The sequence below is a fragment of the Micromonospora sp. CB01531 genome, from assembly GCF_001905095.1.
In the GTDB taxonomy this organism is placed as follows: Bacteria; Actinomycetota; Actinomycetes; order Mycobacteriales; family Micromonosporaceae; genus Micromonospora.
In genome coordinates this window covers 85,951-100,983 of sequence record NZ_LWLS01000001.1, presented here as the reverse complement: position 1 = coordinate 100,983, position 15,033 = coordinate 85,951, and the positions used below count along the sequence as shown (strand labels likewise).

Here is a 15,033-nt window from a genome sequence, read left to right as displayed (position 1 = left end):
CGGTCAGTCGGCCAGCCGGGCGGGGAAGCCGCCGGTGGCGATCGGGCCCCAGTGCTCGATGGTGATCCGGATCAGCGACTTGCCCTGCCGGACCATGGCCTCCCGGTACTCGTCCCAGTCCGGGTGTTCGCCGGAGATGCTGCGGAAGTACTCCACCAGCGGCTCCAGGGCCTCGGGCAGGTCGAGCACCTCGGCGGTGCCGTCCACCTGCACCCAGGGCCCGTTCCAGTCGTCGGAGAGCACGCAGGCGGAGACCCGGGGGTCGCGGCGGATGTTGGCCACCTTCGCCCGTTCCGGGTAGGTGGAGATCACCAGCCGGCCCGCGGCGTCGACGCCGCAGGACACCGGGGAGGACTGCGGCCGGCCGTCGGCGCGGGTGGTCATCAGCAGGACCTTGTGCCGGGGGCGGAGGAACTCGATCAGGGCGTCCCGGTCGACCCGGGTGTTGGTCGCGATGGTGCGTGCCATGCGTCGGTTCTACCAGCCCGCAGGGTCAGGGATTCGGCGCGGGCTCAGCGGGGGCGATTGGCAACCCGGCGTGGGGTGGCCTGGGCCGGCACCCGGGGCCGGGCGGTCGGCCGCCAGGCCCGGCCGTTGGCGTAGATCACCCGGAAGCCGAGGTACGCGGCGAGGGGTGCCCAGTGTGCCGAGCCCATCCGCAGCTCGGCGGCGTTGTGTCGCTGCCCGTTGGCCAGCACGTCGAGCAGCACGGTCTCGAAAGCGGCCGACTCGACCCAGTCCACCTCGCGGGTGAAGCCGCAGACCAGGGCCGCCCCGGTGACGTCGAGGAATTCCCGCAGCGCGGCGTCGGAGGCGCGCAGCACCGAGCAGCTGCCGAAATAGAGGCGCCGCCCGTCACAGCGGCCGGCCATCCGTTCGGCCACGTCTGCCAGTTCGACCGAGTCCCAGTCGGTGAGGCAGAGCCGGCTCGGTTCGCCGTGCATGGCGAAGAAGCCGACGCGGTAGTCGGCGTACTGCTTGAGCAGCCAGCGGTCGATGAAGTAGAAGAGCTCGTCGCGGGTGGCGGCGTCCTTGTGGATGAATCGGATCCGGCCCAGCCGTTCGAGCAGTTCGAGCGTTGGCAGGACGGAGCCGCGCTCGTTGAGGTCCCGGTGCCACTGCCCCTCGACGCAGAAGACGCCACCCCGCGCCAACGCCCACCTCCCCCGCCAGCGAAGGCCGCCCGGGAAGCCGTGCCCGCCCCCCGGCGCAGACGTTACCGGCCGCGGGCCGCCCGGCAACATCACCCTCGGCACGATTTGACAACCGTTTCCGTCCCCTCTGGGCCCGGCACGCGCGTCGACCGCTGGAATGGATGTTTCCCAGGATTGGTGCAATTTGCATAAACAGGCCTTTACGTGCGGTTATGAGTCGAATTCGGGTAAATGCCTGCTGTTGGGTTGAAAGGGTGCCAAGGTGGATGAGCCAGGGACGTCCCGCTCGATGCCCTGATCGCGCCCCAATCGCACTCCAATCAGGAGGAATCTGTGCGCGTCCATACCTTGAAACGGATCGCTGTCGCCTTCGCGCTGGCTCTGCCCGGTGCCGCGATCGCCACGGTAGTCGCCGCGCCGCCGGCCCACGCCGACGGCTGCTACACCTGGAACCGCACCCTCGCCCAAGGGCGCTCCGGCGAGGACGTCCGCCAGCTGCAGATCCGGGTGGCCGGCTGGGCCGCGTACCGGAACATCGTCCGCGTCGACGGCCGGTACGGTTCCGAGACGGCCGCCGCGGTCCGGCGGTTCCAGTCGGCGTACGGGCTGCGCGCCGATGGCACCGCCGGCCCGCAGACCTTCGCCAAGCTCTACGAGTTGCAGGACAACGACTGCACGCCGAAGCACTTCAGCTACACCGAGCTGGACAACGGCTGCGGCATCGGCGGCTGGACCGGCGGCCCGCTCTCCGCGAGCGCGACCCGGACCAACGCGCTACGGCTCATGTGGAAGCTGGAGGCGCTGCGCCACAGCCTCGGCGATCAGCCCCTCCACGTGAACAGCGGCTTCCGCAGCTTCACCTGCAACCGGCGCGTCGGCGGCGCGTCGGACAGCCAGCACCTCTACGGGAACGCGGCCGACCTGACCTCGCGTACCTCGTCGCTGTGCCGGATCGCCCGGGAGGCCCGCAGCCACGGCTTCAGCGGCATCTTCGGCCCCGGCTACCCGGGCCACAGCAACCAGGTCCACGTGGACGCACGCCGGGAGAACAACGCCGACAAGAGCGCGAACACGACCACCTGGTCCGCCGCACGCTGCGGGGTCTGACCAGGGCGAAGTCGATGTCGACGGCGGCCCGACGCAGGGGTGGAGGGCCCTGCGGCCGGGCCGCCGTCGGCGTCGCCCCGGGCGCCATTCCGGCTCGGAGTGCGTGACGCCACGCCGCGGCCGGAGCTGTCGTCAATCCCGCCATGCGCCGAGCAGTTCCTCCGGCGAGATGATCGATACACCGTTCATAGCTGCCTCGGACCGGGACACCGCCACCAGCGGGACATGCTCGTCCGCACCGGGCAGCCGGGAGCGGTGCATGAGCAACCGGCCCAGGTCATGGGCGTCGAAGGGCCGGTTCTCCAGCCACTTGACGGACCCGACGAAGGTGATCTGGCGGGCGACCGGTGCTCGGTCCGCGCCGACCAGGTCGATCTCCGGATCATTGGTACGGGTCCAGTAGCCGCCGACCACGGCTGTGTCCCCCGGCAGGTCATCGGCGGGAAGCCTGCGCAACGACTCCCGCACCACCGGCTCCACCGCCCGTCCCCGCCGGGCGTCCACGAGGTCGTGATCCGGCGCAGGGTCAGATCACCCCGTCCCCGTTCGATCTCGGTCTGGTGAGGGCCGAGGAACGACAACCAGAAGCGGAGGTAGGAGTCGGCCACCGAGTAACGCGTCTCCCGGGACGGCCGGGTGGAGAGGGGTGGCCACCTCCACGATGCGCTTGGCGACCAGTAGTCGCAGGGCGCGATTGAGGGAGGCCTGCGGCAGGTCCCCGGCGGCTCGCGCGATGAGGGAGAAGGTCCGTTCTCCGGCGCCGATGGCCCGCAATACCAGGTCGGCTTGGGACTGCGGGGGGAACTCTCCCGCGCTACTTTCGCCAGTGATACAACCAAGAACGATAGCAATCCGCCCGGCGTCCGGGCCGGTGCCGCTCAGACCAGGCCGGCGTCGTGGACGAGCAGCGCCACCTGCACCCGGTTGTTCAGCTCGAGCTTGGTCAGCAGGCGCGACACGTACGCCTTCACGGTCGCCACGCTCATGAACAGCTCCGCCGCGATCTCGGCGTTGGTCCGGCCCTGTCCGAGCGCGACCGCGACCTCCCGCTCCCTCTCACTGAGCCCGTCCAGCAGCCGCAGCGCCCGGTCCCGCCGGGGGTCCGCGCCCACCTCGGCCGGCGCGGCGGCGGTCACGTGCCGGATGAGCTGGCGGGTCACCGTCGGCGACAAGGTTGCCTCCCCCGCCGCGACCCGGCGGATCGCCTGGACGATCTCGGCGGGTGGCGTGTCCTTGAGCAGGAAACCGGCGGCACCGGCGCGCAGGGCCCGCAGCACCTGGTCGTCGGCGTCGAAGGTGGTCAGCACCAGCACCTCGGGCGGCCGGGGCAGCGCCCGCAGTGCCTCCGTGGCGGCCAGCCCGTCCACCCGGGGCATCCGGATGTCCATCAGCACCACGTCGGGCACGTACGCCTCGACGGCGGCCGGCACCTCGGCGCCGTCGGCCGCCTCCCCGACGACCCGGACGTCCGACACCCCGCCGAGGATCATCGACAGGCCGGCCCGGACCAGCGCGTCGTCGTCGACGATCAGCACCCGCACCGGTTCCGCGGCGGCGTTCACGCCGGCCACGGCAGCCAGGCGGCGAGCCGGAAGTCGCCCGAGTCGTCGCGCCCGTACTCCAGGCGGCCGCCGGCCAGGCTGACCCGCTCGGCGATGCCGACCAGGCCGGTCCCGGCACCCGGCAGCTCGGGGCTACTGGACCCGCCGACCGGCCAGCGGTTACGGATCTCGACAGTGAGCCCCGCGTCGGGCCCGCCGATCAGCTCCACCGTGACCGCGGCCCCGGCGGCGTGCTTGCGGGCGTTGGTCAGGCCTTCCTGCACGATCCGGTAGACACTCCGCCCGAGGGCCGCCGGCATTCGTTCCGCCGCGGTCACCCGATCGCGCAGATCGACCCGCATCCCGGCCGCCCGCGACTCCTCGACCAGAGCCGCGAGGTCCGCCAGCGTGGGCTGCGGACGTTCCGGAATCTGCTCCGCGCCGGTCTCCGCGCGGAGCACGCCGATCACCTCGCGCAGGTCCTGCAGGGCGGCGTGGGCGCTGCCCCGGATCACCCCGGCCGCCTTCGCCACCTCTTCCGGCGGTGCGTCCGGACGGAATTCCAGAGCGCCCGCGTGCAGGCTGAGCAGGGAGATCCGGTGGGCGAGCACATCGTGCATCTCGCGCGCGATCCGGGTGCGCTCCAGCTGTCGGGCCTGCGCCACCCGCAGCTGCTGCTCGGTCTCGGCCCGCTCGGCCCGCTCCCGCAACGACACGACCAGCTGCCGGCGGGCCCGCACGAACATCCCCCAGGCGAGCACGAGGAAGCTGAGCACCACGCCCCAGACGGTGGCCGCCCAGTACGGCATGGAGGGCTCGGGGCGCAGGTAGTTGAAGGCGAGGTTGGTGACCAGGCCGGCGGCGGTGACCCCCAGCGCGACGGCCGTCCGGCGGTGCACCACCACGGTGAAGTAGATGATCAACAGGGGACCCGCGGCCGCCAACGAGAACAGGGTCAACGGCAGGGTCGCGACGGCCAGGCCCAGCGGCCACCGGCGCCGCACCCAGAGCAGGACGCAGCAGGCCAGCCCGAGCAGCGCGTCGGCCGGGATCATCCACGGTTGCGCCAGTGGCTCGGCCATCTCCGGGTCCGGCGAGGCCGCATCGGCCGTGGCGAGCAGGACCCAGCCGAGGCCGAGCAGGAAGCACAGACTGTCGATGATCCAGTCCCGCGTGGTGCGTCGCGGTCGCGCTCCCGCCGCCGGGTTCAGCGTCAGCGCCCCCGGCAACAGCCAGGGGTGCTCGGGCACGGCACTGCTGGTCACGCCCTCATGCTAGGCAGGCATCGGCGAGCCGGACCAGCGACCAAAGTCGACATCTGAGCGTAGACCTCGGTCGAGGCGATGCCGACCGCCGGCCGCTGCGGGTGGCCGGGTGGCGCGGGCAGGCTTACCGGCATGATCGAGGTTGACCACCTGACCAAGCGCTACGGCCCGCTCCCGGCCGTCGACGATGTCTCGTTCCGCTGCGAGCCGGGCACGGTGACCGGCTTCCTCGGCCCGAACGGCGCGGGCAAGTCCACCACCATGCGGATGATCTGCGGCCTGACCCCGCCGACCTCGGGCAGCGCCACCGTCGCCGGGCTGCCCTATCGGCAGTTGGGCAACCCCGGCCGGGAGGTCGGCGTCCTGCTCGACGCGTCCGCGCAGCACGTCGGGCGGACCGGTCGGGAGGTGCTGACCGTCGCCGCGAGCACGATGGGCGTGGACCGACGGGAGGTCGCCGCGAAGCTCGACCTGGTCGGATTGACCGGGCCCGCGACGAAGCGCCGGGTCCGGGCGTACTCCCTGGGGATGCGGCAGCGGCTCGGCCTGGCGCTGGCCCTGCTGGGTGACCCCCGGGTGCTGATCCTCGACGAGCCGGCCAACGGTCTCGACCCGGAGGGCATCTTCTGGATGCGCGGCCTGCTGCGCGACTTCGCCGACCGGGGCGGCACCGTGCTGCTCTCCTCGCATCTGCTCCGCGAGGTGGAGGCGGTCGCCGACCGGCTGGTCGTGATCGGCAACGGCCGGGTGGTGGCCCAGGGCGGCAAGGACGAGCTGCTTGCCGGCGCCGGCACCCTGGTTCGGGCCCGCGACCAGGGTGCGTTGCGCGTCGCGTTGGACCGGGCCGGGCTCGACGCCGACCAGGTCACCGACGGCCTGCTGGTGCGGGCCGAGGCCGAGGCGGTCGGGCAGGCCGCTGCCGACGCGGGCGTCGCCCTCAGCGAGTTGCGACCGGCCAGCGGCTCCGGCCTCGAACAGCTCTTCCTCTCCCTCACCTCCGACGCGCCGACCCGGGAGGACGCCCGATGACCACCACCACGCCCGCACCCGCCCCGCCCACCGTCACCCGCCGGGCCGAGCGGCACCAGCCGTCGCTGGCCCGGCTGACTGGGGTGGAGCTGCGCAAGCTCGCCGACACGCGGGCCGGATACTGGCTGCTGATCACCATCGGTCTGGTCGCCGCCGGCATCGTCACCGTGCAGCTCTTCGTCCTCGGCGAGGAGCAGCAGAACTTCGCCGACTTCCTCGTCCCGTCGCTGCTACCGGTGGGGCTGCTGCTGCCGGTGCTGGGCATTCTGTCGATCACCGCCGAGTGGTCGCAGCGGACCGCGCTGACCACGTTCACCCTGGTGCCCAGGCGGGAGCGGGTCGTTTTCGCGAAGCTCGCCGCGATGGTGCTGGCCGCGCTGGGGTCGGTGCTGGTCAGCCTGGCCGTGGCCGCCGTCGCCACGCTGCTCGCGCGGGCCACCGGCGGCGCGGGCGACTGGTCGTTCGACGGGTCCATGCTCCTGCACGCGGCCGTGCTGCAGGTCGTCAGCGTGCTGATGGGCGCGGGGTTCGGGTTGCTGCTGCTCAACACGCCGCTGGCGATCGTCACCTACCTGCTGCTGCCCACCCTCTGGTCGATCCTCGGCGGGATGATCTCGGCGCTGCGCGGACCCGCCCGCTGGCTGGACACCGGGGTGACGATGGAGCCGCTGTTCGGGCCCGACGTCACCGCGGGGCAGTGGGCACGCCTGGCCGTGTCGCTGCTGGTGTGGATGGTCCTACCGCTGGCCGCCGGGCTGGTCCGGACGCTACGGCGGGAGGTGTCCTGACCATGACCACGCGGGGGTACGGCGAGGCGGTGGTCAGCGGCGGCGCCGGGGAGCTGGTGCTGATGTGGGCCGGGTTCCCGCTGCTCGGGGCCGGGCTGGGCGCGGCGCTCACGGCCGCGTCCGGCTGGCTTGCCGGCCTGCCCTGGTTCCCGTTCCAGGGCTGGTTCAGGCTGCTGGCCCGGCTGCCCGACGAGCGGGCGTACGCCGGGGGCGCGGCGGCGCTGGCGTTGGTCGGGCTGGTCGTCGCCTACCTCGGCACCCGGGAGCGGTTGACCGTGACGGTGGGCCGGACCGGGGTGCGGCTGCACCGCGACGGCCACGGCCGGGACGTCGCCCGGGCCGGGGTCGCGGGGGTCTTCCTGGACGGGAAGGCGCTGGTGCTGCTCGACGCCGAGGGTGGGGAACTGGCCCGGGAGAAGTCCGACCTGGACCAGGGCCGGCTGCGTGCCGCGTTCACCGGGCAGGGCTGGCCGTGGCTGGAGCAGGACCCGCACCGGGCGGCGTACCGGCGCTGGGTGGAGGGGCTGCCGGGGCTGCCGGCCGGGGCGGACGCGCTGCTGCGGGCCCGGCAGCGGGCGGTCGAGGCCGACCGTGGCGGCGAGGTGCGGGAGCTGCGCGAAGAGCTGGGCCGGCTTGGGGTGGTGGTCCGCGACGACGGGAAGCGGCAGTACTGGCGGCTGGTGCCGGGCCAGCCCGACCGGGACGGCGACCGCCGCTAGCGGGTGGCCGGTGACGGCCGACGGCGACGGGCCCGCGCCGACGTGCGGCGCGGGCCCGAAGGGGTACGGAACTTACTTCGCGTTGCCGGTGTTGGTCACCCGGAACGTGTAGTCCGCGTCCAGGTAGGTGAGGTCACCGGTCGGCAGGTTGGAGATCAGGACGGCGAAGTCGTCCTGCTTGCCGTTGGCGCACTTCGTCTTCAGGCCGCTGGCGGTGAACTGGTCGCCGGTGGTCCGGTAGACCCAGTTGCCCGCGCCGTCGGTGGTCTCCCCCGGCGAGGTGACGCCCGGGGTGAGGTCGCAGTGGCTGACCACCTGGACCGTCCAGTTGTTGTCCTGCACGCCGCTGGTGGCGAACCAGTTGCCCGCCGCCGAGGTGAGGTTCGCATCGGCGCCGTTGACCCGAACGTCGTCGACGAACCAGCCGGTGTCCATGTACGCGGCGTCGGTGGAGTACCGGAACCGGACGTCCGTCGCGCCGGCCGGCAGGTCGGCGGTCAGGTGCAGGTAGGCCGGGTCGTCCACGAAGTACCGGCCGCCGGAGGTGCCGGTCAGGCCGTTGCCCTCCTCGTTGTTGCCGTGCGGGTCGTCGTTGGTGGTGACGACCTGACCGGCGTCGTTGCGCACCGGCACCGTCACCCAGTTGCCGTTGACCAGGGCCTCGACGAAGCCGTAGTCCCAGCCCTCCTCGATGAAGTACCAGCTCCAGAAGTCCAGCGAGGTCACGCCGCCGGAGGTGTCGACGTCGAGGATGTTGTCGTCCTGGCTCTCGTACCCGGCGTACCAGTGGGTCGTGCCGGTGTGCGGCGCGATCACCGTCTCGTCGTCGCCGTCGAAGGCCAGCGCCACGGTCGGGCCGGGGTTGCGGAACCGCTCGACGGACATGCCGAACGGCACGGCGGTGGTGTCGGGGCGGTTCTTCAGCCGCGCCCACTTGGCCTCCGGAGTGGCGCCCTGGTAGTGGCCCCGGCCGCTCCAGAAGACGTCGTCGGCGATGTCGATGGTCCAGGACGTGTCCGCCGGGTCGCCGAAGTCGAACGCCTTGATGTCGTAGATCGGCGACTTCTCGTCGTCCAGGTAGACCGCCACCGACCAGTCGCGGAACAGGTCGGCCGCGCTGCGCAGGTGGGCGCCGGTCGCCGCGTTGAAGCTGTCGATGGCGTTCTGCACGCCGGTCATGCCGTCGGCCTGCTCCTCGAAGATCTTCTTGATGAGCAGGTCACCGGCCTTGCCGTCGTACTGCTTGTCCGGGGTGTAGGTGCCGTCGCCGTTGCCGCCGGCCTGCTCCCAGAGGTACTGGAAGTAGGTGAAGGAGGCGCCGTAGTTGGCCAGGGTGCTGCCCCACCGGGTCAGCGAGGTCTCCTCGTAGAAGACCTGCTGGTTGCTCAGGTGCGAGCCGCCGGCGTCCAGCCCGTTGAGGAAGATGGCGAAGTCGGCCAGGCCCTCGTCGACCCAGGACAGCTCGCCCGGGTCGCTGTAGTTGTGCAGCAGGTGCTGCAGCTCGTGCGCGACGGTGCCCTCGTACAGCTCGGGGCGGTCGTTGGCCGGGTTGTTGTCGCGCCACGGCGAGTCGTTCGGACCGACCCGGTTGGCCCAGTCCAGGGCATCGACCACGATGACGTTCATGCCGTTGGTCTGGATGAAGTCCGGCGCGAAGTAGCCGGCGGTGTACGAGGTGACCGCGCAGTCGTAGTACGCGTCGTCCTGGATGTTGTAGAGCACCATGACCAGCGAGTCGCTGGCCGGCTCGTCCGGGTCGGCCGCGTCCATCGGGCCGAAGTGCTCCTCGTCCACCGCGACGATCTGGTTGGCGAGCTTGTCGCCGACATAGTTGATCTGCGCCTGGGTGAGGGTGAACTGCGCCGCCGTGGCGGTGGCGCAGGGGGTGAACGCGTCCCCCGGGTTGTGATCGAACTTCGGGTCGAGGCTGGCCACGCCGGCCGGCGCGGTGCCGTCGAGCGGGGTGCCCTTCGGGACGTAGATGTAGACCGGGGTGCCGTCGGGCGTGGTGTTGGCGTACACCCGGGTGAAGTCCTGGTTGTAGGTGCCGCCCGCCGCACTGTCGTTGATCGGCAACGTGATGGTCGGCTCGCCGGGAAGGTTCTCGTGATCGTTGGCCTGGGCCGGGGCCGAGACCGTGAAGGCGAGCGCGGTGGCGCCCGCCACCGCCGCCGCGATCCGGCTCGGTCGTTTCAATAGCACGCGGATTCCTCCTGCTGGTGAGGCGGTGATCAGCGCCGGCCACCGCCGTCGGGTAACAGGGTCGCCCCGGTGGATGCTGCACCGAGCAGCTTTTGACCAGGGGATGTTGGCTTCAGGCAACCACTTGGGACAGTGCGCTGCGAAGCGGCAGCAGGTCACAAGTACGACACGATCGGGTGACGCATCCCGTCATACGGACGGTTGGCACGAACCATCCGTACGCCATCGAGGTCGATCGACGGCCAGTTCGGCCAGGAGCCGGCGATGCCGAGCGCCCCCGAAGCGAGCGGGTCGACGGGGCTCGGTGCGTCCGCCGGGTCGCCGGCACCGCCCGGAGTTGGCCGGGCGGTGGCGAAAACAGACCCCGCGATCGCGTGATGTGTGGCTGGCCGACCCGGCCGGACGATCAGCGGCATGACCACGATCCAGAAGCTGCGGCCCACCGGACGGGCCGCAATCCCCGCCCGGCCCCGCGTCGCGCCCCTGCTGGGGCCGGGCTTCGTCGCCGCCATCGCCTACATCGATCCCGGCAACGTGGCCACGAACCTGACCGCCGGGGCCACCTCCGGGTACCTGCTGGTCTGGGTGGTGGTGGCAGCGAGCCTGGTGGCGGTGCTGGTGCAGTTCCAGGCGGCCAAGCTCGGCGCGGCGACCGGAAAGAGCCTGCCGCAGCTCAGCCGGGAGCGGTTCCCCCGCTGGGCGAGCCGAGCCCTGTGGGTGCAGGCCGAGGTGGTCGTCCTCGCCACCGACGTGGCCGAGTTCGTCGGGGCGGCCATCGGCATGCGGCTGCTGTTCGGCATGCCGGTCGGCCTCGCTGCGGTGGTGACCGGCGTCCTCTCCCTGCTGATGCTGGAGCTGCGGCGGCGTGGCCGGGCCCGCCGCCTCGAGCTGATCAGCGCCGCCGCGCTACTGACGGTCGGGGCCGGCTTCCTCTACAACCTGTACGCGGTGGGCCACCAGTCGGCCACCGCCGCCCTGCACGGCTTGGCCCCCCGCCTGGACGGCACGGAGTCGGTGCTGCTGGCGATGGGCATCGTCGGCGCGACCGTGATGCCGCACGCCGTCTACCTGCACTCTGCGATCGTCCGTACCGGCGGCCGACCCGCCGAGGCGGCGCGACGCTCGCCGGCCCTCATCCGGCGCGCCCTACGGATCGACTGCGGCGCGGCGCTCGGGCTGGCCACCGTCGTGAACGTCTCGATGATCGCACTCGGCGCCGGCCTGCACGAGGCGAGCGGCGGCGGGTGGACCGGTGACATCGTCGCCGCCCACAGCGTGTTGCTGACCAGGGTGGGCGGGGGTGCCGCGCTGCTGTTCAGCATCGCCCTGCTCGCCTCGGGTCTGTCGTCCAGCGGGGTCGGCACCCTCGCCGGTGACGTGGTGATGGACGGCTTCCTGGCCCGCCGCATCCCGGTACGGCTGCGCCGCCTGCTCACCATCACGCCCGCCGTGCTCGCCCTGCTGCTCGGGGCGCCGCTGACCGGACTGCTGATCGCCAGCCAGGTGGTGCTCTCGCTCGGCGTACCGGTCGCGCTCTTCCTCCTCGTCTGGTTCTGCCGGGACCGGGCCGTGATGGGGTCGCTGGTCAACGCTCCGCTGACCACCCGCGTGGCCGCCACCGCCGGGGCGGCGGTGGCCGCGGTCGGCTGCGCGCTGCCGCTGCTGCTCCTCGCCTGACCACTGCCGGAGGACCGATGACCACCCGGAACCCACTCATCACCCGACCCGCCGTCAGGCCCGGTCCGGCGGGCAGCGCCGCTGGCCGCCCTGCGGCTCAAGCTCGGGGTGCTGCTCCTGCTCTCAGCCGCCGGGCTGGGTGCCGGGGTCTCGCCGTGGGCGGCCGCCGCCGTCGCGCTCACCTGCCTCGGCATCCCCGTCGCCGTGGCGCTCCGACACGGGCCGGCCGCCGCCCGTGCCCTGCTCTGGCTGCCGGCGCCCCGACACGTCCCACACCACTGAACCGATCGAAGGAGCTGACCACCATGGCCCAGGACACCGCACCACAGCCGGTACGCGCGGATGGCGGCAGGCCGGACACCAGTCCGCGCAACGTGATGCTCGACCGGCAGAACCCCGACCTGCTCGTCCCGCCGCCGACCGACCACGGCACCGTGCCCAACCTGCGCTTCTCCTTCTCCAACGCGCACACCCGCATCGAGCAGGGCGGCTGGGCCCGCGAGGTCACCCAGCGGGAGCTACCGATCGCCACCGAGCTGGCCGGCGTCGACATGGCTCTCGAACCCGGGGCGTACCGGGAGCTGCACTGGCACAAGCAGGCCGAGTGGGCGTACGTGATCAACGGCAGCTGCCGGATCGGCGCGGTCGACCACGAGGGCCGCAACTTCCTGGAGGACGTGCAGCAGGGTGACCTGTGGTTCTTTCCGAAGGGCGTGCCGCACCACATCCAGGCGCTCGCCGACGGGGTGGAGTTCCTCCTGGTCTTCGACGACGGGCTGTTCTCGGAGAACGACACCTTCCTGATGAGCGACTTCTTCGCGCACGTGCCGAAGAGCGTCGTGGCCAAGAACTTCGGCTGGTCGGTCGACCAGTTGGATGCCCTGCCGGAGCGGGAAAAGTACATCTTCCAGGGCGAGCTTCCCCCACCCCTGACCGAGGACCGGGTGGTGAGCCCGGCCGGTGACGTGCCGCGCAGCTTCAAGCACCGGCTGCGCGCCCAGGCGCCGCACCGCTTTCCCGGCGGCTCGGTCCGGATCGCGGACACCACCAACTTCGCGGCGTCGACCGACATCTCCGCGGCCCTCGTGGAGATCGATCCGGGTGGCCTCCGCGAGCTGCACTGGCATCCCACGGACGACGAATGGCAGTACTACATCTCCGGACAGGGCCGGATGGGCGTGTTCGCCAGCACCGGGGTGGCCCGGACGTTCGACTTCCGGGCCGGCGACGTGGGGTATGTGCCGTTCGCCTACGGGCACTACATCGAGAACCTCGGCGACGAGCCACTGGTGTTCCTGGAAATGTTCCGCAACCCCCGTTTCCAGGACATCTCCCTCGCCCAGTGGATGGCCAACACGCCCGCCGAGGTCATCTCGGACACCATCAACCTGCCCCGCGAGATGATCGAGGCGCTGCCGAAGGAGAAGCGCCCGGTGGTCCGCTGAGCCGCGCGGGGGCGGCCGGGACCCGGTCCGCCCCCGCGGCGGGCCGCTCCCGGCCGTCCCACAGCCGGGCCAGTTGCAGCCGGCTGCGGATGCCGAGCTTGGCGTAGATCGCGCGCAGGTGGGTGTCGACGGTGTGGAACGACAGGTACAACCGGCCGGCCACCTGCTGTTTGGTGGCCCCGGCCGCCAGCAGTTCGGCGATCCCAGCCTCCCGGGCGGTCAGCGCGGCCAGGCCGTGCCCGGGTGCCTCGGGGGCGGAGCGGCGACGGGTCAGGTCGAGTCGGTGCAGCCACCGCTCGGCGCGCGCCTGGTCGCCCACCGCGCCTGTGCGGCCGTACCGCGCCGCCGCCTCCTCGCCGGCGGCGCGGGCCTCCGCCAGCCGGACCCGGGGCGAGCGGGCGAGGTCGAGGAGGGCGTCCGCGAGCGCCGGCCCGGCGCCGGTGGTCCGCAACGCCCGCACCGCGGCCCGCAGCATCTCCGGGTCGCGGCGGACCAGGGCGTCCGCGTGACCGGCAAGGCCGCGCCAGAGCGGCACCGGGGTCCGGTCGGCCACCCGCGTGAGGTGGCCGGCGGCCGTCCGCGCCCGCTGCAGGTCGCCGAGCAGCAGCAGCGCCCGGACCAGGCGAGGACCGTGCTGGGCTGCCAGCAGCACCGGACGGGCCGACCGGGCCAGGTCTTCGGCGGCGGTGCGGATCAGCGCGGGGTGGCGCAGCGGGTCGGGGTCGGCGGCGGCCGCGCAGCGCAGCGGCGCGTACGGCACGTTGTCGGGCCAGGGCCGTTCGGGGTGCGCGCGGTCGATCAGTGTCCGGGCGGCCTCCGGGCGCCCGAGGCGGTACGCGACCTCGGCGCGGACCGCGAGCAGCGCGGCGCGCGCCTCGTCGGTGAGCGGGCCGGCCGGTCGGTCCAGCGTGAGCCGGGCCTGCGCGTCGGCCTCCAGGAGTTCCCCGACGCCGAGCAACCGCAGGCAGGACAGCGCCGCCAGGGCCGGCCGGGCCGCCGCGGGGAGGTCGGCGTACGCCGTGTCCAGGGCGACCGCCGCGTCCTCGTACGCGCCGAGCGCGAGCTGGACGGTGATCCGTTCGGTCCGGACGGCCGCGGCTTCCCCGCGTACCGCCGGTCGGCTCGGATCGACGGTGGCGAGGAGGTCTCGGGCGGTGTGGACGGCACCGAGGGAGATCGCTCGGGCGGCCCGGGCTAGGACGAGCCGTACGCCCGCCGGGGGCGACGGATGGGCGGCCTGCGCTCGGCCCGCCCCGCAGAGCAGACCGTCGGCGTCCGGATGGCCGACCAGGCACGCGATCGACGCCTCGGTGGCGAGCAGCCAGCCGCGGTGTTCCGGACCGGACGGGTGCTCGCTGCGGGCCCGACGAAGCTGGTCGAGGGCGATGGAGGGGCGGTGGGCCGCATGTCCGGCCCCGAGCCGGCCGAGCAGCAGGGCCCGCTCCGTACCGCCGGCCCGGTCGGCCGCGAGTTCGGCGGAGAGCAGGTCGAGCGCCTCGGTGGACCGTCCCGCGAGGACGAGCAGGTCGGATGCCGTGAGCAGCCATCTGGTCCGGGTCCGGGCGTCGGCCCGGGTCAGTGCGGCGAGCAGCAGGTCCGCCCCGGTCGACGGGTCGACCGGGGCGGCGGTGGCGAGCTGGTCGACCAGTTCAGGGTCCGCCTCACCGGTCGCCCACACGGCCGACAGCAGGTGGTCGGCGGCGCGGGACGGGTCGCTGTCGGCGAGCAGCCGCGCGGCCCGCCGGTGCAGGTCGCCGAGGAGGGACCGGGGCAGTCCGCCGAGCAGCCGGTCGCGTACCGCCGCTGCGACGGTCAGCCCGTCCCCGTCGTCGGTGAGCACGCCACGGGCGGTGAGGGCCACCACCGCGTCGGCGACCTCGGGGGCGGGCAGCCCGGTCAACCGCTGGACGTATCCCAGCCGGCACGGGCCCAACGCGACCGCGACAGCCCTGGTCACCGACCGTTCGGCGGCGGTCGACGGTGGATCGTCGTGGTGCGGGCCGGCCGCTTCCGGTGGTTCAGCCACGGCACCGAATCAACCACGGCTGCCGCACCGGGGCGGGCGTTCTAGGTGAAAGCCGCTCGGAACGGTGACGCCGGAGAGCC

At 72.8% G+C, this 15,033-nt stretch carries 14 protein-coding genes; 7 read left to right on the top strand and 7 right to left on the bottom strand.

The features are described 5' to 3' along the window. Positions 1–3 precede the first annotated feature (3 nt). Both A6A27_RS00470 and A6A27_RS00465 read right to left on the bottom strand, forming a co-directional pair. Positions 4–468 (bottom strand): PPOX class F420-dependent oxidoreductase, encoded by a 465-nt coding sequence (locus A6A27_RS00470; RefSeq protein WP_073832324.1) that lies wholly within the window; start codon positions 466–468, stop codon positions 4–6. Positions 469–512: 44 nt separating this feature from the next. After that, positions 513–1,154, bottom strand: coding sequence for a DUF6642 family protein (locus A6A27_RS00465; protein WP_073832323.1), 642 nt, complete (start codon positions 1,152–1,154; stop codon positions 513–515). 333 nt (positions 1,155–1,487) lie between these two features. On the opposite strand from A6A27_RS00465, the gene A6A27_RS00460 reads away from it, so the two are divergent. After that, positions 1,488–2,261: a D-Ala-D-Ala carboxypeptidase family metallohydrolase gene (locus A6A27_RS00460; protein WP_073832322.1), complete on the top strand. Its 774-nt coding sequence runs from the start codon at positions 1,488–1,490 to the stop codon at positions 2,259–2,261. Between the two features lie 132 nt (positions 2,262–2,393). Here the strand turns inward: A6A27_RS00460 and A6A27_RS45585 are convergent, their stop codons facing one another. The 3 genes from A6A27_RS45585 to A6A27_RS00445 form a co-directional block, all read right to left on the bottom strand. After that, positions 2,394–2,765 carry a DUF234 domain-containing protein gene (locus A6A27_RS45585; protein WP_241825015.1) on the bottom strand — a complete coding sequence of 124 codons (372 nt, stop codon included), beginning with the start codon at positions 2,763–2,765 and terminating at the stop codon, positions 2,394–2,396. 374 nt (positions 2,766–3,139) lie between these two features. Further along, positions 3,140–3,841, bottom strand: a complete 702-nt coding sequence (locus tag A6A27_RS00450; RefSeq protein ID WP_073832321.1) for a response regulator — start codon at positions 3,839–3,841, stop codon at positions 3,140–3,142. After that, entirely contained in the window at positions 3,820–5,067 is a 1,248-nt protein-coding gene (locus tag A6A27_RS00445) for a sensor histidine kinase (RefSeq protein ID WP_073832320.1), read from the bottom strand. Before A6A27_RS00445 ends, A6A27_RS00450 begins: the two co-directional genes overlap by 22 nt. Before the next feature lie 132 nt (positions 5,068–5,199). Here A6A27_RS00445 and A6A27_RS00440 point away from each other — a divergent pair, with 132 nt between their 5' ends. Genes A6A27_RS00440 through A6A27_RS00430 form a run of 3 tightly spaced genes read left to right on the top strand, consistent with a single transcriptional unit; the run spans position 5,200 to position 7,603 of the window. After that, positions 5,200–6,096, top strand: coding sequence for an ABC transporter ATP-binding protein (locus tag A6A27_RS00440; protein ID WP_073832683.1), 897 nt, complete (start codon positions 5,200–5,202; stop codon positions 6,094–6,096). Further along, complete coding sequence (locus A6A27_RS00435; RefSeq protein ID WP_073832319.1) at positions 6,093–6,884, top strand: ABC transporter permease; 792 nt, start codon at positions 6,093–6,095, stop codon at positions 6,882–6,884. The genes A6A27_RS00440 and A6A27_RS00435 overlap by 4 nt, the downstream gene beginning before the upstream one ends. Before the next feature lie 2 nt (positions 6,885–6,886). Further along, the gene (locus A6A27_RS00430) at positions 6,887–7,603 is read left to right on the top strand and encodes a YqeB family protein (RefSeq protein ID WP_073832318.1); all 717 of its coding nucleotides are present in this window, start codon (positions 6,887–6,889) and stop codon (positions 7,601–7,603) included. Between the two features lie 72 nt (positions 7,604–7,675). Here A6A27_RS00430 and A6A27_RS00425 read toward each other — a convergent pair whose 3' ends face one another. Beyond that, positions 7,676–9,805, bottom strand: a complete 2,130-nt coding sequence (locus tag A6A27_RS00425) for a hypothetical protein (protein WP_143193807.1) — start codon at positions 9,803–9,805, stop codon at positions 7,676–7,678. Positions 9,806–10,219: 414 nt separating this feature from the next. Between A6A27_RS00425 and A6A27_RS00415 the strand changes: the two genes are divergently transcribed. The 3 genes from A6A27_RS00415 (at position 10,220) to A6A27_RS00410 (ending at position 12,927) form a co-directional block, all read left to right on the top strand. Next, on the top strand, positions 10,220–11,482 hold the full coding sequence (locus A6A27_RS00415; RefSeq protein WP_073832315.1) for an Nramp family divalent metal transporter: 1,263 nt from the start codon (positions 10,220–10,222) through the stop codon (positions 11,480–11,482). A gap of 108 nt (positions 11,483–11,590) precedes the next feature. Continuing rightward, positions 11,591–11,764, top strand: a complete 174-nt coding sequence (locus A6A27_RS44050; protein WP_158073925.1) for a hypothetical protein — start codon at positions 11,591–11,593, stop codon at positions 11,762–11,764. 23 nt (positions 11,765–11,787) lie between these two features. Continuing rightward, positions 11,788–12,927 carry an oxalate decarboxylase family bicupin gene (locus A6A27_RS00410; protein WP_073832314.1) on the top strand — a complete coding sequence of 380 codons (1,140 nt, stop codon included), beginning with the start codon at positions 11,788–11,790 and terminating at the stop codon, positions 12,925–12,927. Here the strand turns inward: A6A27_RS00410 and A6A27_RS00405 are convergent. Continuing rightward, positions 12,866–14,953, bottom strand: coding sequence for a helix-turn-helix domain-containing protein (locus tag A6A27_RS00405; RefSeq protein WP_073832313.1), 2,088 nt, complete (start codon positions 14,951–14,953; stop codon positions 12,866–12,868). The genes A6A27_RS00410 and A6A27_RS00405 overlap by 62 nt on opposite strands. Between the last annotated feature and the right edge of the window lie 80 nt (positions 14,954–15,033).

Excerpts from the sequence above, each read along its gene's own strand:
- A6A27_RS00470 (WP_073832324.1), bottom strand. The coding sequence starts at position 468 with ATGGCACGCACCATCGCGACCAACACCCGGGTCGACCGGGACGCCCTG.
- A6A27_RS00440 (WP_073832683.1), top strand. The coding sequence starts at position 5,200 with ATGATCGAGGTTGACCACCTGACCAAGCGCTACGGCCCGCTCCCGGCC.
- A6A27_RS00435 (WP_073832319.1), top strand. The coding sequence starts at position 6,093 with ATGACCACCACCACGCCCGCACCCGCCCCGCCCACCGTCACCCGCCGG.
- A6A27_RS00430 (WP_073832318.1), top strand. The coding sequence starts at position 6,887 with ATGACCACGCGGGGGTACGGCGAGGCGGTGGTCAGCGGCGGCGCCGGG.
- A6A27_RS00415 (WP_073832315.1), top strand. The coding sequence starts at position 10,220 with ATGACCACGATCCAGAAGCTGCGGCCCACCGGACGGGCCGCAATCCCC.
- A6A27_RS00410 (WP_073832314.1), top strand. The coding sequence starts at position 11,788 with ATGGCCCAGGACACCGCACCACAGCCGGTACGCGCGGATGGCGGCAGG.